This is a genomic window from Bacillus sp. EB106-02-03-XG38 (assembly GCF_058792175.1).
Genome location: NZ_JBYTED010000002.1, coordinates 531,504 through 554,183, shown reverse-complemented (window position 1 = coordinate 554,183; position 22,680 = coordinate 531,504). Strand labels below are relative to the sequence as shown.

General features: G+C 36.8%; 21 protein-coding genes and 1 other annotated feature. Of the genes, 15 read left to right on the top strand and 6 right to left on the bottom strand.

The genetic code is table 11. From position 1 onward, the window contains the following. Positions 1–52 precede the first annotated feature (52 nt). On the top strand, positions 53–2,653 hold the full coding sequence (gene clpB / locus AC3WTI_RS12195) for an ATP-dependent chaperone ClpB (RefSeq protein WP_097840677.1): 2,601 nt from the start codon (positions 53–55) through the stop codon (positions 2,651–2,653). A gap of 33 nt (positions 2,654–2,686) precedes the next feature. Here clpB and AC3WTI_RS12190 read toward each other — a convergent pair whose 3' ends face one another. After that, positions 2,687–2,869, bottom strand: coding sequence for a YjzD family protein (locus tag AC3WTI_RS12190; protein WP_001211116.1), 183 nt, complete (start codon positions 2,867–2,869; stop codon positions 2,687–2,689). Positions 2,870–3,025: 156 nt separating this feature from the next. Here AC3WTI_RS12190 and AC3WTI_RS12185 point away from each other — a divergent pair, with 156 nt between their 5' ends. The 7 genes from AC3WTI_RS12185 (at position 3,026) to AC3WTI_RS12155 (ending at position 9,113) form a co-directional block, all read left to right on the top strand. Continuing rightward, positions 3,026–3,760: a lipase family protein gene (locus tag AC3WTI_RS12185; protein WP_000028705.1), complete on the top strand. Its 735-nt coding sequence runs from the start codon at positions 3,026–3,028 to the stop codon at positions 3,758–3,760. Between the two features lie 29 nt (positions 3,761–3,789). Beyond that, complete coding sequence (locus AC3WTI_RS12180; RefSeq protein WP_142286616.1) at positions 3,790–4,662, top strand: NAD-dependent epimerase/dehydratase family protein; 873 nt, start codon at positions 3,790–3,792, stop codon at positions 4,660–4,662. A 53-nt stretch (positions 4,663–4,715) separates the two neighbouring features. Beyond that, positions 4,716–4,892 carry a ComZ family protein gene (locus tag AC3WTI_RS12175; RefSeq protein WP_087957721.1) on the top strand — a complete coding sequence of 59 codons (177 nt, stop codon included), beginning with the start codon at positions 4,716–4,718 and terminating at the stop codon, positions 4,890–4,892. A 233-nt stretch (positions 4,893–5,125) separates the two neighbouring features. Then, complete coding sequence (gene fabH / locus AC3WTI_RS12170; RefSeq protein WP_001100539.1) at positions 5,126–6,058, top strand: beta-ketoacyl-ACP synthase III; 933 nt, start codon at positions 5,126–5,128, stop codon at positions 6,056–6,058. Positions 6,059–6,088: 30 nt separating this feature from the next. Beyond that, complete coding sequence (gene fabF, locus AC3WTI_RS12165; RefSeq protein WP_087957725.1) at positions 6,089–7,327, top strand: beta-ketoacyl-ACP synthase II; 1,239 nt, start codon at positions 6,089–6,091, stop codon at positions 7,325–7,327. A gap of 107 nt (positions 7,328–7,434) precedes the next feature. Further along, positions 7,435–8,223, top strand: a complete 789-nt coding sequence (locus AC3WTI_RS12160) for a DUF2268 domain-containing putative Zn-dependent protease (protein ID WP_087957727.1) — start codon at positions 7,435–7,437, stop codon at positions 8,221–8,223. Positions 8,224–8,366: 143 nt separating this feature from the next. After that, complete coding sequence (locus tag AC3WTI_RS12155) at positions 8,367–9,113, top strand: YjbA family protein (protein ID WP_063260232.1); 747 nt, start codon at positions 8,367–8,369, stop codon at positions 9,111–9,113. A gap of 280 nt (positions 9,114–9,393) precedes the next feature. Here the strand turns inward: AC3WTI_RS12155 and trpS are convergent, their stop codons facing one another. Together trpS and AC3WTI_RS12145 are read right to left on the bottom strand one after the other, a co-directional pair. Continuing rightward, the gene (gene trpS / locus AC3WTI_RS12150) at positions 9,394–10,383 is read right to left on the bottom strand and encodes a tryptophan--tRNA ligase (RefSeq protein WP_087957729.1); all 990 of its coding nucleotides are present in this window, start codon (positions 10,381–10,383) and stop codon (positions 9,394–9,396) included. Positions 10,384–10,458: 75 nt separating this feature from the next. Continuing rightward, positions 10,459–10,675, bottom strand: a binding site (T-box leader). A gap of 105 nt (positions 10,676–10,780) precedes the next feature. Continuing rightward, the gene (locus AC3WTI_RS12145; RefSeq protein WP_087957731.1) at positions 10,781–11,161 is read right to left on the bottom strand and encodes a DUF3899 domain-containing protein; all 381 of its coding nucleotides are present in this window, start codon (positions 11,159–11,161) and stop codon (positions 10,781–10,783) included. A 319-nt stretch (positions 11,162–11,480) separates the two neighbouring features. Between AC3WTI_RS12145 and AC3WTI_RS12140 the strand changes: the two genes are divergently transcribed. The 5 genes from AC3WTI_RS12140 to AC3WTI_RS12120 all read left to right on the top strand — a co-directional run bounded on the left by AC3WTI_RS12140 (position 11,481) and on the right by AC3WTI_RS12120 (position 17,172). Beyond that, positions 11,481–13,112 carry a peptide ABC transporter substrate-binding protein gene (locus AC3WTI_RS12140; RefSeq protein WP_097840676.1) on the top strand — a complete coding sequence of 544 codons (1,632 nt, stop codon included), beginning with the start codon at positions 11,481–11,483 and terminating at the stop codon, positions 13,110–13,112. A 127-nt stretch (positions 13,113–13,239) separates the two neighbouring features. Further along, positions 13,240–14,169 carry an oligopeptide ABC transporter permease gene (gene opp3b / locus AC3WTI_RS12135; protein WP_000534165.1) on the top strand — a complete coding sequence of 310 codons (930 nt, stop codon included), beginning with the start codon at positions 13,240–13,242 and terminating at the stop codon, positions 14,167–14,169. Further along, a complete protein-coding gene (opp3C, locus tag AC3WTI_RS12130; protein WP_000974099.1) occupies positions 14,166–15,182 on the top strand; it encodes an oligopeptide ABC transporter permease in 1,017 nt (338 codons plus the stop codon). Before opp3b ends, opp3C begins: the two co-directional genes overlap by 4 nt. A gap of 18 nt (positions 15,183–15,200) precedes the next feature. Continuing rightward, on the top strand, positions 15,201–16,244 hold the full coding sequence (locus AC3WTI_RS12125; protein WP_000854346.1) for an ABC transporter ATP-binding protein: 1,044 nt from the start codon (positions 15,201–15,203) through the stop codon (positions 16,242–16,244). Further along, the gene (locus tag AC3WTI_RS12120; protein WP_000166346.1) at positions 16,237–17,172 is read left to right on the top strand and encodes an ABC transporter ATP-binding protein; all 936 of its coding nucleotides are present in this window, start codon (positions 16,237–16,239) and stop codon (positions 17,170–17,172) included. The genes AC3WTI_RS12125 and AC3WTI_RS12120 overlap by 8 nt, the downstream gene beginning before the upstream one ends. 109 nt (positions 17,173–17,281) lie before the next feature. Here the strand turns inward: AC3WTI_RS12120 and AC3WTI_RS12115 are convergent, their stop codons facing one another. Further along, positions 17,282–18,727 (bottom strand): MATE family efflux transporter, encoded by a 1,446-nt coding sequence (locus AC3WTI_RS12115; protein WP_142305813.1) that lies wholly within the window; start codon positions 18,725–18,727, stop codon positions 17,282–17,284. A 352-nt stretch (positions 18,728–19,079) separates the two neighbouring features. Here AC3WTI_RS12115 and AC3WTI_RS12110 point away from each other — a divergent pair, with 352 nt between their 5' ends. Continuing rightward, entirely contained in the window at positions 19,080–20,726 is a 1,647-nt protein-coding gene (locus AC3WTI_RS12110; RefSeq protein ID WP_000728614.1) for a peptide ABC transporter substrate-binding protein, read from the top strand. Positions 20,727–20,753: 27 nt separating this feature from the next. On the opposite strand, the gene AC3WTI_RS12105 is transcribed toward AC3WTI_RS12110, so the two are convergent. Continuing rightward, positions 20,754–20,957, bottom strand: coding sequence for a hypothetical protein (locus AC3WTI_RS12105; RefSeq protein WP_000559976.1), 204 nt, complete (start codon positions 20,955–20,957; stop codon positions 20,754–20,756). Between the two features lie 594 nt (positions 20,958–21,551). Here AC3WTI_RS12105 and spx point away from each other — a divergent pair. Beyond that, a complete protein-coding gene (gene spx / locus AC3WTI_RS12100) occupies positions 21,552–21,947 on the top strand; it encodes a transcriptional regulator Spx (RefSeq protein ID WP_000258267.1) in 396 nt (131 codons plus the stop codon). A gap of 49 nt (positions 21,948–21,996) precedes the next feature. Here spx and AC3WTI_RS12095 read toward each other — a convergent pair whose 3' ends face one another. Continuing rightward, positions 21,997–22,671, bottom strand: a complete 675-nt coding sequence (locus tag AC3WTI_RS12095; RefSeq protein ID WP_087957737.1) for a TerC family protein — start codon at positions 22,669–22,671, stop codon at positions 21,997–21,999. Between the last annotated feature and the right edge of the window lie 9 nt (positions 22,672–22,680).

Genomic DNA, 22,680 nt, shown 5'->3' with positions numbered 1-22,680 from the left:
GTATAATCAAATCAAAGGTCAAAGAAAGTCAAACATTTGGAGGACTGTAAAGATGGACTTAAATCAAATGACAACGAAAACACAAGAGGCGATTATGAGTGCCCAATCTTTAGCGGTATCTCATCATCATCAAGAAGTAGATACTGTTCATCTCTTGTTTACATTATTAGAAGAGCAAGATGGATTAGCAGTGCGTATTTTTCAAAAAATGAATGTCGATATAGAAGCGTTAAAACAAGGTGCTGAAAGTTTAATTAAGAAAAAGCCTTCTGTAACGGGAAGCGGTGCAGAAGCAGGTAAATTATATATAACAGGTGCTCTGCAACAATTACTTGTAAGAGCAGAAAAAGAAGCAGAAAAATTACAAGATGACTACATTTCAGTCGAGCATGTACTACTTGCTTTTTCTGAAGAAAAAGGCGATATAGGCCAATTATTCACAAGATTTCATATTACGAAAGATAACTTATTACAGTCTTTAATGACAGTTCGGGGGAATCAAAGAGTGACTAGTCAAAATCCAGAAGCAACTTATGAAGCGTTAGAAAAATATGGCCGTGATTTAGTGGCGGAAGTAAGAGCGGGGAAAATTGACCCTGTTATCGGCCGCGATAGTGAAATTCGCCGCGTAATCCGCATTCTTTCACGTAAAACGAAAAACAACCCAGTTTTAATTGGTGAGCCAGGTGTTGGTAAAACAGCAATTGTTGAAGGATTAGCGCAACGTATTGTGAAGAAGGATGTACCAGAAGGATTAAAAGATAGAACAATCTTTGCATTAGATATGAGTGCGCTTGTAGCTGGAGCGAAATTCCGTGGTGAGTTTGAAGAGCGCCTGCAAGCTGTATTAAATGAAATTAAAAAGAGTGAAGGCCGCATTTTATTATTCATTGATGAACTTCATACAATCGTCGGCGCTGGTAAAACAGAAGGTGCGATGGACGCAGGAAATATGTTGAAACCGATGCTTGCTCGCGGTGAACTGCATTGCATTGGGGCGACGACGCTCGATGAATATCGTAAATATATTGAGAAAGACCCAGCGCTAGAAAGACGTTTCCAACAAGTATTAGCAGAAGAACCAACTGTTGAAGATACAATTTCCATTTTGCGTGGTTTAAAAGAGCGTTTTGAAATTTATCACGGTGTAAATATTCATGACCGTGCGATTGTAGCAGCATCAGTTTTATCAGATCGATATATTTCGGATCGTTTCTTACCAGATAAAGCAATTGATCTTGTTGACGAAGCGTGTGCAACGATTCGAACAGAGATTGATTCTATGCCAACAGAATTAGATGAAGTAACGCGCCGCATTATGCAGCTGGAAATTGAAGAAGCAGCTCTTGGAAAAGAGAAGGACTTTGGTAGCCAAGAACGTCTAAAAACGTTGCAACGTGAATTATCAGATTTAAAAGAAGTTGCAAGTGGTATGAGAGCGAAATGGGAGAAAGAAAAAGAAGATATTCACAAAGTTCGTGACTTACGTGAACATTTAGAGCGTCTGCGCCGTGAATTAGAAGAAGCAGAAGGGAATTACGATTTAAATAAAGCAGCGGAACTTCGCCACGGAAAAATTCCTGCGATTGAAAAAGAGTTAAAAGAAGCAGAAGAAATGGGCGCTCATAATAAACAAGAAAATCGTTTATTACGTGAGGAAGTAAGTGAAGAAGAAATTGCTGATATTGTTTCACGCTGGACTGGTATTCCTGTTGCAAAACTCGTTGAAGGTGAACGTGAGAAATTGCTACGTTTAGAGCAAATTTTATCAGAGCGTGTCATCGGACAAGAGGAAGCGGTAAGCTTAGTATCAGACGCAGTTCTTCGTGCACGCGCTGGTATTAAAGATCCGAACCGTCCAATTGGTTCTTTCATCTTCTTAGGACCGACTGGTGTTGGTAAAACAGAACTTGCAAAAACGTTAGCGCAGTCTTTATTTGATAGTGAAGAGCAGATGATTCGTATCGATATGTCTGAGTATATGGAGAAACACGCTGTGTCACGCTTAATTGGTGCGCCTCCTGGATATGTTGGATATGAAGAGGGCGGTCAATTAACAGAAGCGGTACGACGTAAACCGTATTCCGTTATTTTATTAGACGAAATCGAAAAAGCGCATCCAGAAGTATTCAATATTTTATTACAAATGTTAGATGACGGACGCATTACAGATTCGCAAGGACGTACAGTAGACTTTAAAAACACAGTTATTATTATGACTTCAAATATTGGGTCTGCTCATTTATTAGATGGATTAGAAGAAGATGGCTCCATTAAAGAAGAATCAAGAGAACTTGTCATGGGACAATTAAGAGGACATTTCCGACCAGAGTTTTTAAACCGTGTCGACGAAATTATTTTATTCAAACCTCTTACAACGAATGAAATTAAAGGTATTGTTGATAAAATTGTAAAAGAATTACAAGGTCGTTTAGCTGACCGTCATATTACAGTAGAATTAACAGACGCAGCGAAAGAATTTGTTGTAGAAGCTGGCTTTGATCCGATGTACGGAGCTCGTCCATTAAAACGATATGTACAGCGTCAAGTTGAGACGAAATTAGCGAGAGAATTAATTGCAGGTACGATTACTGATAACAGTCAAGTAGTTGTGGATGTTGAAAATAACGAATTAGTCGTTCATGTAAAATAAAAAAAGAGTTCGGATAAAATCCGGACTCTTTTTTTAGTGTTGTTCTACTGGCTCGTTTGGAATTGCAGCTGAAATTGCTAGTACTAATACCGCAAGAACAACTGAGAAAATAGACGCTTGGTTAAAATCGTATGTACCGCCAGTCATAGAGCCGATTACGTAGCTCATCATATGTACAAGCAAGAACGACCAAATTAATGCCCAAATGAAACGCATATTTTACACCTCTATTCGTTCAATCTGTCCTTATTGTAACACAATTGAAAAAAGAATATAGAAAAATATTTGTAGATTTTTCAACGCAAATTTGCATTCCGTTCATACATTATAAAAGAGTACTTTTATACGTTTAGAAAATAAGGCGGGGGAAAAATGAGTATTACGGAACGTTTTTTTTACTTAGAAAAAGAACCATGTGTCATTTATTTACCGGAGAAGCCAAATGGATTTTCTGTAATGCTTCTTGGTGATTATAACTACTTTATTGAGAATGGTACAAGTTTATGGACACAGCATGCGGGTAGATCTTATTTTTTACATGGCCTTATTGAGGAAGGCTACACGGTCTTTTCTTCTAATTTATACGGAAGACATTGGGGAAACGACCAATCTGTTCGTCTAGCAAAACGCTTATATGACGTTGTTTTGAGAAAAGAGACATTGAATGCGAAAATGCACATTATGGCAGATGGTATGGGGGCACTTGTAGCACTTGAAATGATGAACAAATACCCTGAATGTATACGTTCTGTCATTATGTTAAATCCATGTTTAGACTTACCCGAATATGTGGAGTTTGAGAAAGAGCATAAGTTTTTTTACAAGAGACTCGTGAAGGAATTATGTTTGGCGTATGATTCCAAAGAAGAAGAATTAGAATCAAAAATAAATAAGAAATCATTTACGCTTCTTCCATCTTGTGTACCTGTTAAAGTTTTCGTATCAACACAAGAAAAAAGAGGAAGAAAACAGTTGTTACGTAAATACGAGAAAATGAGGCAATTCAATCAATGTGATACTTCTGTCTTATTCCATCTGCAAGATGTGAAATATAAAATGGTTAGGCAAACGACTGATTTCTTTAAAAAATATGAAGAAGAATTGTGAGGCTCCCATATACATAAATGAGGAGCTATTTGTTTCAAGGAGAAAGGGTTGGTGGTATGGAACGCGTGCTAATTATAGGTGCACTTACGTTTGTAGGTTATCACCTTGTGAATAAAATGATTGCAGAAGAAGTAGAAGTGTACGGTCTTGATTTTGATGAATTTGAGAATATGACAAAAATAAATGAAGAAAAGTTATTGTTAATTGGGCGAAATGCGTTATTTACGTATTACTCGATAAGAGATGAAGAGGGATGGAGATCAGTAGAACAAGAGAAGTTCGATACAGTTTACTTTTGCTTGTATGAACCAAATCAAAAAAGTGGCTTTCGGAATGAAAGAGTTATATTACAGTATTTAAAGCGAATTATACGACTGTGTGAAGAACATAAAGTGAAATTAAATCTAATTTCTTCTATTGAAGTAGGAAACGCAGATGAGTCTGAAAATAAACGTCTATTTTCGAAAGTAGAAGAAGGCTTGAAAAAAGGAGAGGTACAATATAGTGTATTTCGAGTTCCTACATTATATGGGCCATGGCAACCATCTTTTATGATGTATCATCAGCTCATGTTATCAGAACTGGGTGAGAAAGAGTGCCATTATGCGACTGAGGAAAACGGAAGGGATCTACTGTACGTTGAAGATGTATGTGAATACTTATGGGAAAATGGAATGAACGAAGGGGATATCGGTATATACAATTTACTTAGTGGCAAAAAATCATTATGGAAAAAAGGTATGAATCTTTTACGTGCAGAGGATAAAGTAAATAAAGAGAATGAAGAAGAAAGCGATGAAGCTGTAGAGGTTATCTCGATAAAAAGAAATACTCCGTTAGAATACGGTTTAAATAAACAATTGGCACATATGAAAAAATATAAAGAGTTATACGAAGGATAGCGAGCGTGTTACACTATATATGTGAAAGTTTTAATGGAGAGGAAGAACGTAATATGAATGAGAAAAGCATGCAATTTTTACAAATCGCAATGAAGCATTTACCAGAAGCAAAGGCCATTTTAGATGATAATGGAATTGCGCTTGATATGGAGAAAGCACAACCAGTATTAGAGTTATTGATGAAAGTTATGAACGAAGCATATGAGCTTGGGAAAGCAGAACAAGAATAAAAAGCATCTTTTTAGATGCAAGAGAGGTCTGAACCGTGGATAGAAGCGGTTCGGGCCTTTTTATATTTCAAAAGAAACAGGGAAAGGTATGTTTCTGTTTCTTTTCATAAACAATAAGGTGAATAATGTGCTCGCTTTATGTTTTAGCTGAAATATATTCTAGACAAAAATACATTTATGTTTTAAAATTAGTACCAAGTCATAATAATTGATATAAAACGGAGGGCTGCGATGTGAACGTGGGCATTTTAGGGATCGGAAGATATGTGCCGGAAAAAGTAGTCACAAATCACGATTTAGAGAAAATAATGGATACATCCGATGAATGGATTCGTACGAGAACAGGGATTGCGGAAAGACGCATTGCCGATGATACAATAGATACTTCATATATGGCCGTTGAGGCTTCAAAAAAAGCGCTTGAAGATGCAGGGATTAGCGGAGAAGATATCGATCTTATTTTAGTAGCGACAGTAACGCCAGATCGTGCTTTCCCAGCAGTAGCTTGTGTCATTCAAGAAGCAATTGGCGCAAAACATGCAGCTGCAATGGATTTAAGTGCAGCATGTGCTGGTTTTATGTACGGAATGATTACAGCGCAGCAATTTATTCAAACGGGAACTTATAAAAATGTATTAGTAGTGGGTAGTGATAAACTATCTAAAATTGTAGACTGGAATGATCGAAATACAGCGGTACTATTTGGAGACGGAGCGGGTGCGATCGTAATGGGAGCTGTTTCAGAAGGAAAAGGCGTTCTATCTTTCGAATTAGGAGCAGACGGAAGTGGCGGTAAGCATCTTTATCAAGACGAGTATGTTATGATGAATGGCAGAGAAGTCTTTAAATTTGCTGTTCGTCAACTTGGAGATTCTTGTCTTCGCGTTTTAGATAAAGCTGGTCTTACAAAAGAAGATGTGGATTTCTTAGTACCACATCAAGCGAATATTCGTATTATGGAATCTGCAAGAGAGAGATTAAATTTACCACAAGAAAAAATGAGTATGACAATCGAGAAGTTCGGTAATACATCAGCTTCTTCCATTCCAATTGCAATGGTAGAGGAATTGCAAAACGGACGTATTCAAGATGGTGATTTAATTATACTTGTTGGTTTTGGCGGCGGATTAACATGGGGAGCAGTCGCTCTTCGTTGGGGTAAATAAGGACTGAGAGAAAAAAGGAGTGTATTTTGTATGGAAAAAAAGAGGGTCGTAATTACAGGACTAGGAGCTGTTACACCGATCGGTACAGATGTTGAAACAGCGTGGGAAAACATTAAAAAGGGTGTATCTGGAATCGGACGACTTACAAGAATTGATCCGGAACTATTTCCAGCAAAAGTAGCAGCAGAAATTAACGACTTTGAAGTCGAGAAATATATTGATAAAAAAGAAGCGCGCCGCATGGATCGCTTCACACAATATGCAGTAGCAGCAGCGAAAATGGCAGTTGCGGATGCAAAGCTTGAAATTACAGAAGAAAACGGACCTCGAATTGGTGTATGGATTGGTTCTGGTATTGGCGGTATGGAAACATACGAAGAACAATTTAAGATTTTTACTGAGAAAGGCCCGCGCCGCGTGAGTCCATTCTTCGTACCAATGATGATTCCAGATATGGCAGCAGGTCAAGTATCGATCGCAACAGGAGCAAAAGGAATTAACACTTGTTCTGTAACGGCTTGTGCATCTGGTGCAAACTCAATTGGTGATGCATTTAAAGCAATTCAGCGCGGTGATGCTGATGCAATGATTACAGGCGGAGCAGAGGCGCCGTTAACAAGTATGGCATTCGCAGGATTTAGCTCAGCAAAAGCATTAACATTCAATGAAGATCCAGCAACAGCTTGTCGTCCATTCGATAAAAACCGTAGCGGTTTCGTAATGGGTGAAGGTTCAGGTATTTTAATTCTTGAAGAATTAGAGCACGCATTAGCTCGTGGTGCTCACATTTATGCGGAAATCGTTGGTTACGGTGCAACTGGTGATGCATTCCATATTACAATGCCTGCTCCTGGCGGTGAAGGCGGCGTGCGTGCAATGCGTCAAGCTTTAGCCGATGCAGGTCTACAGCCAGAAGATATTGATTACATTAATGCGCACGGTACAAGTACAGATGCGAATGAAAAGTATGAAACGATGGCAATTAAAGAAACGTTCGGTGAGCACGCGTATAAAGTAGCGATCAGTTCAACGAAATCAATGACAGGTCACTTATTAGGAGCAGCTGGTGCTGTTGAAGCGATTTTCTCTATTAAATCAATTACAGACGGAGTAATTCCTCCAACAATTAACTATGAAACGCCAGATCCAGAATGTGACTTAGATTACGTACCGAATAATGCGAGACATCAAGAAGTAAACGCAGTGTTAAGTAATTCACTAGGATTCGGTGGTCATAACGCAGTATTAGTATTTAAAGCTTATAAATAATAGATAAAATAAGGAGTTTTTTCGCACTATATTGCGAAAAAACTCCTTATTTATTTTTTACGTCTTTTTCTCCTTTTGCATATACATAAGAAAAAGGAGGGATAAAGATGGGGATTGTTGAAACTGCTGAGTGGTTACATCTATATTACGGACGGCCAGAAAAGCTCTGTGAGAAGTTTACGAAGTATATTCCGTTGCCAAAAGAAAGATTGTATCGCTTTTTAATTTCCAAAGGTATGTATCGCCCGGTTATGCGAGGAGAACAAGAAATTAAAGAGTTAGAGAAAAAGGAAGTTTGGAAAGAATTGCGTACGGAGTATGAGAAACTAAAAAATTGGTTAAAAGGTCCGGATGTCCCTGTCTTTATTTTATTATCAGATTCCTATAATCGAACTGTACAAGAAGAGTATAACGGCAGGGCTGGATTATCTATGCGTCACGTTATTTTCTTATTCGTATGTGGACGGAATTCAGTGGAAGAATTAAAAGTCTTATTAGCGCATGAATATCATCACATATGCAGGTTACATCAAATGGAGAAGAAAGAAACAGAGTATACATTACTTGATACGATGATTATGGAAGGATTGGCTGAGCAAGCAGTAACTGAAAGATATTCAGAAAAAAACAATGCACCGTGGACGACGTACCTTTCAAAAGAAGAAGCTATTTATTATTGGAAAAACGTTGTATATGAAAGAATAAGTGTAAAACGAGGAACTAGGGAGCACGACATCTTATTAAATGGATTTCATTCTTATCCGAAGATGCTTGGCTATGCACTTGGATTTCATATTGTTAAAGATTGTGTAACTTTGGAAGGAGAAAATACACTTTCTTTATTACCTATAGATGCGAAAGAAATATTGAATAAAGCAAATACATTTCATATATAAAAAACAGGAGCCCTATTTCCTGTTTTTTTTAGTATTAATAGAAGAAAAAATAATAATTAGAATATATTTCCTTAGGTGGAATAAAGTTTAGAAAAATTGAACATAATGATTGATACAAACAGTAGTGAAGTGAGGGGTAGTGAATGTTATATCTACATGATGTATGGGTAAATTGGTTTGAAGGTGAAGAGAATGGGTATAACGTTTGTCATTTTTACGAATGGCGAAAAGATGATACGATTGAGCTATTAGATCAAGTGCCATTATTAAAAGTAGATTCCACATTATATCATTACATCGAGGACGAATTGTTAGAGCTTCCGCAAAAAATGTTGGAAGACGTACATCATAAGGCTTATATTCGTAAAAATCATGAACGTTTGCAGCAAGAGTATTGCTTTGTAGTTACAGATGGAAAAGGAATTATTGCGATCGACACAATTGGTTACAATGTTCCAATTAGAAAGAGCAGACTTATACCGCGCCAAGAGCAGATGGTATATGAGATGGTAGAAAACGTACAAGCAGAAAAGTATGAGTTCCAAGTAGAAGAAATGGAAAAAGAACATCATATTTTATCACCATCACCTTTCATTATGAATGGCTTAACTCGTAAAGAAAGACAGCTGAAACAATTATTATTTATGGCGTTAGATCAATTACATACAACGAAAAACACAGCAGAGATCCGCTATTGGTTCACAGAGTGGGATCCATCAGCATACGGAATGGTTCAACATATGGAATTTGAAGATATTTGGGCTAAACTGTACGATGAAGCGAAAACGGGTTGGTCTGAGAAGCACGAACAATTATGTGAGCGTCTCGTAAAAGGACAGCCATTTTTTGAAAAGTTATGGGAAATGGAAAACGAGCAAAAGGTAAATTAAAAAACCGCCAATTGGCGGTTTTTTTTATTTGGTGTAACTTAGCTCCAGCGGCAAGAATGTTCGGTGGCTTCGCGCCTTCCTACGAGGCAAAAATCGCCTCGTAGGAAGGCGCTCCATCCCCTCACATTCTAAGCGAGCCGCTTTCGCTTTATATAGAGTAATCCAGCTCCGGCTCCTAGCCCTTCGCATCTAAGAACCTTCCTCACGAGAAGGTAAAAAGCACCTTCTGTGGGAAAGAACCTTAGCCGTCAGGGCTAAACAGTCGCCTCCGCTTTATATGTTACCTACGTTTTCTGCTTAATCCCATTGCGTTTTCTACTTTGCGTAGTTGTTTGAATGCAACGCGGTTTGCTTTTTCGGCACCTTTGTCTAGAATTTCGTCTAGTTCTGGTGAGCTGATTAGTTCGTTATATTTGTCTTGGATTGGACGAATTGCTTCTACGACTACTTGTGCTAGGTCGCCTTTGAAGTCGCCGTATCCTTTTCCTTCGTACATTGCTTCGATTTCTTCTACTGTTTTCCCAGAGAATGAAGAGTAGATTGTCAATAAGTTAGAGATGCCAGGTTTGTTTTCTTTATCGAATTTCACAATACCTTCAGAATCAGTTACAGCACTCTTAATTTTCTTTTCAATTGTTCTTGGTTCATCAAGCATGCTGATCATTGATTTTGGATTTGGATCAGATTTACTCATTTTCTTCGTAGGCTCTGTTAATGACATAACGCGAGCGCCTACTTTTGGAATACGAATTTCAGGAACAGTGAACACTTCACGGAAGCGTTTGTTGAAGCGCTCTGCTAGGTCACGTGTTAATTCCATATGTTGTTTTTGATCATCACCGACAGGCACGATTTCAGTGTTGTAAAGTAGAATATCAGCAGCCATTAATGGTGGGTACGTAAGTAATCCAGCTGGAACTGAATCTCTACCTGATGCTTTATCTTTATATTGCGTCATACGCTCTAATTCTCCAACGTAAGCAACTGATTGCATAATCCATCCTAGTTGAGCGTGTGCTGGTACTTCTGACTGTACAAATAAAGTAGCTTTTTCAGGATCGATGCCGCATGCTACATAAAGTGCAGCAAGACTGCGGATGTTTTTACGAAGTTGTACGGGATCTTGAGGTACTGTAATCGCATGTTGGTTTACAATACAGAAATAACAGTCGTGCTCATTTTGAAGCTCTGTAAATTGCTTCATAGCTCCTAAATAGTTTCCAAGTGTAATCGTTCCACTCGGCTGAATACCAGAAAAGATAACTGACATAAGTAATTCCTCCTAAATTTGAATGTGTGATAGGGAAGAGAAGGCAAACAAAAAAGCCCATTCATCCCAAAAAACTATAGGGACGAATGGACCGCGGTACCACCCTAATTATTTCACTACTGTGAAATCTCTCTAATCCATAATAACGTTTGGATATAACGCCAAAGCCTACTACTTTCGGTTCGGTTTGGTGCTCAAAAGCCCATTCCATACTGTACAATTACTTGTTCACACCAGCCACAAGCTCTCTGAAATTGCCTCAATATGTACTCTTCTTTATCATCGCATACATATAAATTTATTTATTGTTACCTGAGCTCTTTTAATATGAAAGAACTAAAGTTTTATAACAAAATGTTTTGCTGATTATTATATCATATGGGATAGTGTTTGCAAACTACATCAAAATAGTAAAGCTAATGAGGGTCGAGAACAACCCAAGAATGATACCGGTAATACAAATTGGATACGTCCATTTGAATGAATATGTTTTATAAATACGTTCTTTCTTATCGACAGGTTCCTCTACTTCTTCAATTAAAGACTCAATTTTTTTGTTCGTACCAAACACTCTTTGAAAGGCGTAAATTGTTACATTGAAAAATCCATTTTGAAATATGAATAAAAAACCGCCAACAAGAATAAAAAATAGTGCCATATAAAACGATATATTGACAAAATTCAACAAAAATTGCGATGAAACGAGGAATGCGCCAATACTAGAAGCGATTATCGCTATGAAAATTAGTATACAAGTATGAAAAAAAACTTTATTCAAAATGTTCCCCTCCGTCAAAATATTACTAGAATTATTATACTATAAAAGCTATAATATGTACTAGAATTAATTTTTTGAAAATTATACGCAATTAAAGGTCTGATTTTAAGATGATGGTAGCAATGTTAACGTATCCCTTTACAAAAAAATAAAAAAATAAACATTTTATTAAAAATTTTAACAAAAAAACAAAAAACTATATTCACAATTGTTGTATTATATGTATAATGAAAATTGTAGAAACTTGGAGATTATTCTTTCAATTCTACTTTTTTACAAGTGAGGGTACAGGAAGTGCAATTAGGGGAGGCAACACAACATGAAGAAAAAGATACCGTTATTACTTGCATCGACGTTGACAGTCAGTATGTTAGGAGCTTGTAGTTACCAAAAAGAGGATAATAAAGCAGGTGCAAAAGACAAATCCTCAAACAAGCAAGTGCTAAATCTAACTGAAACAGCTGAAATTCCAACTATGGATACGACGTTATCAACAGATGCAACATCTTCTAACATCATGAATAACACAATGGAAGGATTATATCGTCTGGGGAAAGATGATAAACTTGTTCCAGGTGTCGCTAAATCTTATGAGAAATCAGAGGATGGCAAAAAGTATGTGTTTAAGTTACGTGAAGATGCGAAATGGTCTAATGGTGAACCTGTAACAGCGAAAGATTTCGTTTATTCTTGGCGAAGAGCTGTAGATTCAAATACGGGTGCCAAGTTTGCTTACATACTATTTGATGTTAAAAATGCGGAGAAAGTTAACAAAAAAGAATTGCCAGTTGAAGATCTTGGTGTAAAGGCAATTGATGATCATACACTTGAAGTGGAATTAGATAACCCTGTTCCTTATTTTGTAAGTTTAACAATCTATCCAACATTGTATCCTTTGAATGAGAAGTTTGTAACAGAACAAGGAGCAAAATTTGGATTAGAATCCAATACGACACTTTATAATGGTCCATTCGTATTGAATGAATGGAAGCATGAACAAAGTTTCAAACTCACGAAGAATCCAACGTATTGGGAAAATAAAGAAGTAAAACTTGAGGAAATAAACTTCAATATTGTTAAGGATCGTTCAACTGCTATAAATTTATATGAAACGAAAGCAATTGATCGTGTAGTCTTAACATCAGAGTTTGTAGATAAATACAAATCAGATGCTGACTTTAAAACGATTAAGAGACCATCTACACAATTTATTCGCTTAAATGAAAAGAATAAATTTTTAGCAAATAAAAATATCCGAAAAGCAATTGCAATGTCCTTTGAGCGTGAAAACATCGGAAAAGTGATCTTAAACGATGGTTCAGAGGGTATATATGGTTTTGTTCCGAAAGGCTTAGCAAAAGGTCCGAATGGAAAAGACTTCCGTGAAGAAAACGGAAAGCTTATCAAAGAGGATATTAAAGAAGCGCAAAAATACTGGGAAGCTGGTAAAAAAGAACTTGGTGTAGACAAAGTAGAGTTAGAGCTATTAAACTTTGATACTGATGATGCTAAAAAAATCGGAGAGTATTTAAAAGGCCAATTCGAAAAGAACTTACCAGGTTTGACAGTCCCAACAAAAATGCAGCCATTTGCACAAAAATTAAAACTTGAAGCAAGTGGAGATTATGCAATGTCATATGCGGGATGGAGTCCAGATTATATGGATCCAATGTCATTCCTTGAAATGTATACGACAGGTAATGCGCAAAACAAAGTAAATTATGCTAATGCAGCGTATGATGATTTAATTAAAAAAGCGAAAACAGAAGTTGATGTACAAGCTCGCTGGGATGCATTATTACAAGCAGAAAAACAATTGCTTGAAGATGCAGCGATTGCTCCAGTATACCAACCTGGAAAAGCATATTTACAACGTGGTTCAATTACTGGCCTATTAGAACATAAATATGGCGGGGAATTTAGCTATAAGTGGGTTGAACTCAAAAACTAAAAATGGTTTCCATCATGAATAAGGGTATATGCCTATGATGGGCATATGCTCTTATTTTAAAAAAATAAAAGTAAGAATATTTTAAACTATCTTATTGCTTTTGAGAAAAACGGGGAGGTGCTTGACTATGGGACGTTATGTATTAAAACGTTTCGTGTACATGGCTTTGACATTATTTTTAATTACTACACTGACTTTCTTTTTGATGAAATTACTTCCGGGTTCTCCGCTTAAAAACCAGGAGAAGCTATCACCGGCACAAAAAGAAATCATTCTTGAAAAATATGGCTTAAATGATCCAGTACCAGTTCAATATGCACGTTACTTAGGTAACTTAGCAAAAGGTGATTTAGGGGTATCATTCCAATATGATAACCGTCCAGTAACAGATATGATTGTGGATCGCATTGGACCATCAGCACAACTTGGTTTACAAGCGATTATATTAGGAACATTTATCGGTTTAATTTTAGGAATCGTTGCGGCACTTCGTAACAATACGTGGGTCGATTATGGAGCGACAATTATTTCCGTACTCGGGATGTCGGTACCATCGTTCGTATTTGCCGCATTACTACAATATTTCGTAGGGGTAAAACTTGGATGGTTCCCAGTAGCATTCTGGAAAGGACCAGAGTTTACAGTAATGCCTACAATCGCTTTATCGATGGCAGTTATCGCAACAATTGCACGTTTCGCTCGTGCGGAGTTAATCGAGGTTATGCAAGCTGACTATATTTTAACAGCGAAAGCGAAAGGAATTAGCCAAGGCGTTATCATTATTAAACACGCACTTCGTAACGCATTAATTCCAGTTGTAACAATTTTAGGACCAATGGTTGCAGGTTTAATTACAGGAACATTAGTTATTGAGCAAATTTATGCTGTACCTGGACTAGGGGAACAGTTCGTAAAATCTATTACAGTGAATGACTATACAGTTATTATGGGAACTACAATTTTCTATAGTGCAATCTTCATTTTAGTTATTTTCATTGTTGATATTTTATACGGAATTATTGATCCTCGAATTCGTTTAGCGGGAGGGAAAAAATGATGAAAGATGTACAAAAATTATCTCCAGATTTATTTCAACAAGCCAATCAAAATAATGTGGATAATGAAGTCATTGCCCGTCCAAGCTTAACGTTTTGGCAAGATGTAAGAAGACGTTTGTTCCAACATAAAGGAGCAATGTTCGGTTTCGTTTTATTAACCCTTATTATCTTACTAGCAATTTTAGGACCGATGGTAAGTAAGCACTCGTATAAAGAGCAAGATTTAGGACGTGCGAAATTACCACCGAAAATTCCAGTTATTGAAAATGTTCATTGGCTACCATTTGACGGTACAGATCAATATGGTGTTGATCAATATGAAAAACGTGATATTAAAGAGTATTTCTGGTTTGGTACAGATGATCTTGGACGCGATTTATGGACAAGAACATGGGAAGGTACGCGTGTATCATTATATATCGCTCTTTTAGCAGCAGCGATTGACTTAGTAATTGGGGTTGCATATGGAGGTATTTCAGCGTTCTATGGCGGTAGAGTAGATAACATTATGCAACGTATTATGGAGATTATTAACGGTATTCCATACTTAATCATCGTTATTTTAATGGTAATCATTATGGGATCTGGTATATGGTCAATTACACTCGCAATGGCAATTACAGGTTGGATAGGGATGTCGCGTATCGTTCGTGGACAAATCCTGAAATTAAAAAATCAAGAATACGTATTAGCATCTCGTACATTAGGTGCAACAAATACACAATTAATTGTAAAACACTTAATCCCGAACGTAATGGGACCAATTATCGTAATGACAATGTTTACAATTCCAACAGCGGTGTTTGGTGAGGCGTTCTTAAGCTTCATCGGTTTAGGTATCCAGCCACCATTCGCATCACTTGGTTCTCTTGTAAATGACGGTTATAAATCAATTCAAACGTATCCGCATATGATGTTCATCCCTGCGGTTGTCATCAGTATATTAATTTTAGCGTTTAACTTAATGGCAGACGGATTACGCGACGCGTTAGATCCAAAAATGCGTAAGTAAAAGAGGGGAGAGGCAAAGATGAAAACATTGTTAGAGGTAAAAGATTTACAAGTCTCCTTTGATACACATGCAGGTGAAGTACAAGCTGTGCGCGGCGTTACTTTTGATTTGAAAAAAGGAGAAACATTAGCGATTGTAGGAGAATCTGGTTCTGGGAAATCAGTTACTTCTAAAGCGTTAATGGGATTAATTCCGAATCCTCCTGGACGTATTAAAAATGGTGAAATCGTATTTGAAGGTCGTGACTTAACGAAATTAACAGAAAAAGAAATGCAACAAGTTCGTGGTAAAGATATCGCGATGATTTTCCAAGATCCAATGACATCATTAAACCCAACGATGACAATTGGAAATCAAATTATGGAAGGCCTTATTAAACACCAAGGAATGAGTAAAGCAGATGCACGTAAAGTCGCTTTAGAATTAATTGACCTTGTAGGTATTCCAAATCCAGAAGCTCGCTTAAAACAATATCCTCACCAATTCTCAGGTGGTATGAGACAGCGTGTAGTTATTGCGATGGCGTTAGCTTGTAACCCGAAATTATTGATTGCCGATGAGCCGACAACAGCGTTAGACGTTACAATTCAGGCGCAAATTTTAGAACTTATGAAAGACATTCAGCAAAAAACAGAAGCAGCAATCATTTTCATTACGCATGACTTAGGTGTAGTGGCGAACGTTGCGGACCGCGTAGCAGTTATGTACGCTGGTAAAGTTGTTGAAATCGGAACTGTAGATGAAATTTTCTACAATCCAAAACATCCATATACTTGGGGCTTAATCGCATCTATGCCTAGTTTAGATGGTTCAGAAGAAGAGTTATATGCAATCCCTGGAACGCCTCCAGATTTATTGAAGCCGCCAAAGGGAGATGCTTTTGCACCACGTAACCCGCAGGCATTGAAAATTGACTTTGAAATGGACCCACCTTTATTTAAAGTAAGTGATACACACTATGCGGCAACTTGGTTACTTCACGAGCAAGCTCCAGAAGTAAAACCGCCGGCAGTTGTTGAAAAACGCATTCTTCAAATGAAAGCAGGTGAACAACATGACTAAACAACGCGAGAAATTAATTGAAGTAAAAAATGTGAAGCAGCACTTCGACGTGAGTGGTGGTGTTGTCAAAGCGGTTAATGATATTTCATTTGATATTTACCGCGGTGAAACATTTGGTCTTGTAGGAGAATCAGGTTGTGGTAAATCAACAACTGGAAGAACGATTATTCGTTTATATGATGCAACTGCTGGTGAAGTGTTGTTCGATGGTGAAAATGTACATGGTAAAAAATCACGCGCAGAGCTGAAGAAATTCAACCGTAAAATGCAAATGATTTTCCAAGATCCATATGCATCATTAAACCCTCGTATGACAGTAGGGGATATTATTGCAGAAGGTATTGATATTCACGGACTAGCAAAAAACAAAAAAGAGCGTATGGACCGTGTTCATGAATTATTAAACACAGTTGGTTTAAATAAAGAGCACGCAAACCGTTTCCCGCATGAATTCTCAGGTGGACAACGTCAACGTATCGGTATCGCTCGCGCACTTGCTGTAGAACCTGAATTTATTATTGCCGATGAGCCAATCTCAGCACTTGACGTATCAATTCAGGCGCAAGTTGTAAACTTACTGAAAAAGCTACAAAAAGAAAAAGGTTTAACATACTTATTCATTGCCCATGATTTATCAATGGTAAAATACATTAGTGACCGCATTGGCGTAATGTACCGTGGTCAAATCGTTGAGCTAACAACAAGTGATGAGTTATATGCGAATCCAATTCATCCATATACAAAATCATTATTATCAGCAATTCCACTTCCAGATCCAGATTATGAGCGCAATCGTAAACGTATCGTATACGATCCATCTCAGCATAATTATGGTAGTGAAGAACCAACAATGCGTGAAATTCGCCCAGGACATTTTGTACTATGTTCTGAAGCGGAGTATAAGAAATATAAAGAGATTTATCAATAATAAAAAAGCCGATCTTCCGTTATGGAAGATTGGCTTTTTTTACTATATAAAAAGTTATATTGTTAATATTTAACTGTAAGTGAATGCATGCATCTCAATTAAACGAGTATTACTGTACCTGAACAGAAACAATCTCCTCTTGTTCTTCAGGTTTAACGAGTGCATAACGCTCCCATGCTCTACTTTTCCAGCGGAAGAACATAATAATGGCACGTGTCCATTCATCAATAGCAATCGCTAACCAAATACCAACGAGTCCCATATCTAAATGGAAGGCGAAAAAGTAACCGAGCGGTAAGCTCATTAATACCATAGAGAATGCGCCGATTAAAACGGGGTACTTTGCGTCGCCAGCTGCGCGAAGTGAATTGATAATGACGATGTTCATCGTACGCCCTGTTTCAAGTAGTACACTTAGTAAAAGAACGCTTGCGCCTAACGCAATAATGTGCGGATTATCTGTAAATAGTCCCATTAATTGTGTGCGGAATGTAATAACGAGAGCGACCATACATAAAGTGACGCCAATTGCCCATTTTACACTTTTCCACACTCGTTCATACGCTTCGTCTTTTTCACCACCGCCAACGAGGCGCCCGATAATAATGGCTGTTCCCATACCGATTGCAATAGCGAATAAATAAGTGAACATAGAAATGTTCGTAGCGTATTGTCTAGCTGCTAATGATTCTGTTCCTAAGTATGTTGCATAGTATAAGAAAACAATTTGGCAAGCTTGATACATAACCTGTTCAAATGCAGATGGAATCCCGATCTTTAAAATTTTTCCGATGTATTCTTTTGATAAGGTGAAGTAATATTGTAATTTCACGCGGTATTCCATAACGCGGTACAGTAACCAGAAGAAAACGATAAGTGCGATTAATCTGCTGACAGCAGAAGAAATGGCAGCCCCTTGTACACCGAGCTCTGGGAAACCGAATTTCCCGAAAATAAGTACGTAGTTTCCAGCGATATGAATAATGTTCATTCCAAGTGAAATAAACATCGCTTGCTTTGTGAAGCCATGTACGCGGATAATTGCGGCTAATGAATTAATAATAGCTTGAAGGAAAATAGCTCCTCCGACGATGGATAAATAGCTTTGTGCATACATGAGTACATCGCCTTGTAAGTTCATTGCCATCATCATATGTTTTGAAAATAATAGAAAACCAGCGCTTATAACGAGTCCGACCACTAAATTTAATGTGACGGCTAAAGCTGATATTTTAGATGCTTCCATAAAACGTTTGGAACCGAGGTATTGAGATACGACGATAGCTGCGCCGTTCCCGATGACTTCTAGTACCAAAATAGCAATATGGAGGTATTGATTCGCTGCACCAACCCCAGATACAGCATCGTCTGATAATGCACTTAACATGAAAGTATCAGCGATCCCCATTAACATAAATAGAAAAACTTCTAGAAAAATAGGCCATGTTAATAAGAATAAACTTAATTTCTCTGTCGGCCCGTTTTTTGCTTGAATTGCTGTCATGTCCGTCCCCTCTTTACCGATATCTATTTTTAGCAAAATGTATCGTAACATACTTTCTTATCCTTTGCACTCATTTTAGCCTACATATCTTTATTATGAAGGGGGCGCTATTTTATGATAAAAAGAGAAGGATAATTATACATAAAGTATTATAAGATATAAATTTCGTTTTTCTCTGATAATTTAGAAAAATATAAAAACACTCATTTTCAACACTTTAGTAAGGAAAATCAGCAATATGAAACGTTTACAAAGGTTTATTTTTGAACAGAAAATTTTAATGAAATAGAAATATAAATATACAAAAAATATATTTGTGTGTATAATATGAATTATTAGAACATATATATATTTCTATTTGTTTGAAAATGAAAGGGCTAACATTTTTGTGGAGGGTGGAAGTATGAAAAAAAAGATGCCAGTATTTGTAGTATCAACAGTAGCGATGAGCATGATGTTAGGGGCATGTAGCTACCAAAAAGATGAACCGCAAGCGAACGCAAAAGGGGATAGCGGGAAAAGCGGTGCGAAGCAAGTTATTAATTTAATTGAAACGCAAGAAATTCCAACGATGGATCCAGCATTATCAGCTGATGCAGTTTCTTCAAGAGTCATGACTAATACGATGGAAGGCTTATACAGTTTAGGGAAAGATGATAAGCTAGTTCCTGGTGTAGCGAAGGAATTTAAGAAATCAGAAGACGGTAAGAAATATACATTTACATTACGCGAAGACGCGAAATGGTCAAATGGTGAGCCTGTGACAGCGAAAGATTTCGTATACGCATGGCAAAGAGCGATTAACCCAGATACAGCTGCGAAATCAGCGTACATTATGTATGATATAAAAAATGCAGAGAAAATTAATAAAAAAGAGATGAGTCCGGATCAATTAGGGGTAAAAGCGATTGATGATTATACATTAGAAGTGGAATTAGATAATTCAATTCCATACCTTGTAGATTTAATGGTATATCCAATCTTCTATCCTGTGAATGAAAAGTTTGTGAAAGAGCAAGGTACGAAGTTTGGTTTGGAAGCGAATACAACACTTTATAACGGACCATTTACATTAAGTGATTGGCAGCATGAACGTAGCTTTAAAATGACAAAGAGCGCGTCTTATTGGGACAATAAAGAAGTGAAGATTGAGGAAGTAAACTTTAATATTGTAAAAGATACGTCTACGCCAATTAATTTATATGAAACAAACGCAGTCGATCGAGCGACGTTATTAGCGGAGTTCATCGATAAATATAAAGGAAAACCAGATTTCCAAACAGTAGAAGATACATCTGTATTCTTCCTTCGTTTAAATCAAAAAGATCCAGCTTTAGCAAATAAAAATATTCGTAAAGCAATTTCACTTGCTTTTGAACGTAAGCCGTTCGTTGATACATTATTAAATAATGGTTCTAAGCCAGCAACAGGATTAATTCCTGATAACTTCATTAAAGGACCGGATAAAAAGGACTTCCGTGCTGTGAATGGAGATATTGTAAAACCAAACGTGAAAGAAGCGAAGAAATATTGGGAAGCTGGTAAAAAAGAGCTTGGCAAAAATGAAATCGAATTAGAGTTATTAAATGAAGACGTTGAATTATCGAAGAAAACAGGTGAATACTTAAAAGGTGAGTTAGAAAAGAATTTACCAGGTTTAACAGTGAAAATTAAACAACAACCATTCGCGCAAAAACTAAAATTAGAAGATGCGGGGGATTTTGTCATGTCATTCTCTGGATGGAGTGCAGATTTCCCAGATCCAATTACATATCTTGATATGTTTGTAACTGACGGATCGCAAAATAAAATGAAATATTCTAATCCGAAATATGATGAGATCATCATGAAAGCGAAAAAAGATGGAAGCGATGTAAATGCTCGTTGGAAAAGCTTACTAGAAGCAGAGAAAATGTTACTTGATGACGCTGCGATTGTTCCAGTATATCAACGTGGTAGAGCATACTTGCAAAGAGATTCAATTAAAAATATGTACAACCATAAATATGGCGGCGACTTAAGCTTTAAGTGGGCATCCGTAGAAAAGTAAAAAAAGCAGGCTAACCGCCTGCTTTTTTTAATACGTACGTTTCTTATAAATACCTTTCCCGCCGACCTCGTTCCAGCCGGATTGTACATCCAAACTTTTATTAACAAACTTCATCTTTTCTTTTCCGCCAAAGAGTTTTTCACCAATGCTATTTGTAATGACACCAATCAATGCTGTTATTCCGATGATGAGGGCAGCAACAGTGACAAAATCAATAAAAAAAGCAATCATTTGCAAATTCCCCCTTTGCCTGTCTGTATTTTTATTGTATGAGATAAAAGATAAAAAAGAAAGAAATGTCAGAAAAATTTTTAGTTTATTTTCCAAATCATATAGACATGAATGAGAATGTTTGTTAAAATAAGAACAAATGTTCTTTTTGATTCTCACTTATATAGTCTTACATTTCATAATTGATTTATCAAGAAAAGGTAAGAAAACGTTCTCTTTTTCATAGGAAAGATTATGGGAAAATAACTATAAATTATATGAAGAATCTATGAAAAGCAAGCGTTAATAGGGTTGAAGGTTATTGTTAAAGAACAGCTAAAGTGAGTGTGATCATGTTACATAGCAGTGGAATACACGGAAGAGTTTTCTCAATTAGAAGGAAATTTACTGTATATTTCTTGCAAAATCTATTGTATAATGATTATAGAAGTTACTTATTAAAAGTAATTGTTGTTTGTTGAAAGTTGTTGCTTACATGAAATGCGATTTTTTGCACTTTATTATAAGACAAGGTATCGCAAAAAATTGCTGAATTTAGAAATTTAAACTGTAATTAGTACAGAATTTGTACTCTTTAAGGAGAGTGAGCTTTGTATGGTAACATTATATAGTTCTCCAAGCTGTACGTCTTGTAGAAAGGCGAAATTATGGCTAGAGGAAAATCATATTCCTTATACAGAACGTAATATTTTCTCAGATCCATTAACGATTGAGGAAATTAAAGAGATTTTACGTATGACAGAAAGCGGAACGGATGAGATTATTTCTACTCGTTCGAAAGTTTTCCAAGAATTAAATGTAAACTTAGAGTCTTTACCACTTCAAGATTTATATAAGATGATTCGTGACTATCCAGGGATTTTACGTCGTCCAATTATGATTGACGAGAAACGCCTTCAAGTAGGTTACAATGAAGATGAAATCCGCCGTTTCTTACCACGTACAGTAAGAACGTTCCAATTACGTGAAGCACAACGTCTTGTAAATTAATTATAATAATATGAAAACCTTCTACTTATTATATAGTAGAAGGTTTTTTTTAATGTTTCACATTCCGTAATCGAACTTGTTGAACGATAATACCGATGCATAAAATGGTGAAAATAAATAAGTAAGGAATGCCTGCAGTGAAATTTGGGTTGTTATGAAAAAAAGTTGCAAGTCTGTCTTCATGTGTGACCATCTTTCCTGCTGTATAGGCGAGAATCGCTGCCCCGCAATAAATAAGGAATGGAAAGCGTTCCATAAGTATTAAAATGAGTTTGCTGCCCCAAATAATAATCGGAATAGAAATGAGTAAGCCAATTATTACGAGTAAAAATCTTCCGTGAGCTGCCCCTGCAATGGCAATAACATTGTCAAATCCCATAACAAGGTCCGCGAATACAATTGTACGAACAGCTTGAAATAAAGTTGTTTTTCCTTGAATAGAAGAAAGATCGTTGCTATTATCAGTTAGTAAATTTACTGCAATTAATGTAAGTAAAATCCCGCCAATCAGTTGCAGAAATGGAATGTCGAGTAAATAGACAGCTAGTATAGTAAGGACAATTCTTAGTACGATTGCTAAAAGAGTGCCAATCAAGATGGCTTTATTTCGTTTCGATTCAGGTAAATTTCGGCTAGCTAGTGCGATGACGATTGCGTTGTCACCACCTAATACAACATCGATACCGACAATCATTAGTACAGATGTTAAAAACTCTAAGTCCATTCGTCTGCC

Coding starts and splice junctions, on each gene's coding strand:
- clpB (WP_097840677.1), top strand. CDS start 53: ATGGACTTAAATCAAATGACAACGAAAACACAAGAGGCGATTATGAGT.
- AC3WTI_RS12190 (WP_001211116.1), bottom strand. CDS start 2,869: ATGCGTTTCATTTGGGCATTAATTTGGTCGTTCTTGCTTGTACATATG.
- AC3WTI_RS12185 (WP_000028705.1), top strand. CDS start 3,026: ATGAGTATTACGGAACGTTTTTTTTACTTAGAAAAAGAACCATGTGTC.
- AC3WTI_RS12175 (WP_087957721.1), top strand. CDS start 4,716: ATGAATGAGAAAAGCATGCAATTTTTACAAATCGCAATGAAGCATTTA.
- fabF (WP_087957725.1), top strand. CDS start 6,089: ATGGAAAAAAAGAGGGTCGTAATTACAGGACTAGGAGCTGTTACACCG.
- AC3WTI_RS12160 (WP_087957727.1), top strand. CDS start 7,435: ATGGGGATTGTTGAAACTGCTGAGTGGTTACATCTATATTACGGACGG.
- AC3WTI_RS12155 (WP_063260232.1), top strand. CDS start 8,367: ATGTTATATCTACATGATGTATGGGTAAATTGGTTTGAAGGTGAAGAG.
- trpS (WP_087957729.1), bottom strand. CDS start 10,383: ATGTCAGTTATCTTTTCTGGTATTCAGCCGAGTGGAACGATTACACTT.
- AC3WTI_RS12140 (WP_097840676.1), top strand. CDS start 11,481: ATGAAGAAAAAGATACCGTTATTACTTGCATCGACGTTGACAGTCAGT.
- opp3b (WP_000534165.1), top strand. CDS start 13,240: ATGGGACGTTATGTATTAAAACGTTTCGTGTACATGGCTTTGACATTA.
- opp3C (WP_000974099.1), top strand. CDS start 14,166: ATGATGAAAGATGTACAAAAATTATCTCCAGATTTATTTCAACAAGCC.
- AC3WTI_RS12125 (WP_000854346.1), top strand. CDS start 15,201: ATGAAAACATTGTTAGAGGTAAAAGATTTACAAGTCTCCTTTGATACA.
- AC3WTI_RS12120 (WP_000166346.1), top strand. CDS start 16,237: ATGACTAAACAACGCGAGAAATTAATTGAAGTAAAAAATGTGAAGCAG.
- AC3WTI_RS12115 (WP_142305813.1), bottom strand. CDS start 18,727: ATGTTACGATACATTTTGCTAAAAATAGATATCGGTAAAGAGGGGACG.
- AC3WTI_RS12110 (WP_000728614.1), top strand. CDS start 19,080: ATGAAAAAAAAGATGCCAGTATTTGTAGTATCAACAGTAGCGATGAGC.
- AC3WTI_RS12105 (WP_000559976.1), bottom strand. CDS start 20,957: ATGATTGCTTTTTTTATTGATTTTGTCACTGTTGCTGCCCTCATCATC.
- spx (WP_000258267.1), top strand. CDS start 21,552: ATGGTAACATTATATAGTTCTCCAAGCTGTACGTCTTGTAGAAAGGCG.
- AC3WTI_RS12095 (WP_087957737.1), bottom strand. CDS start 22,671: ATGGACTTAGAGTTTTTAACATCTGTACTAATGATTGTCGGTATCGAT.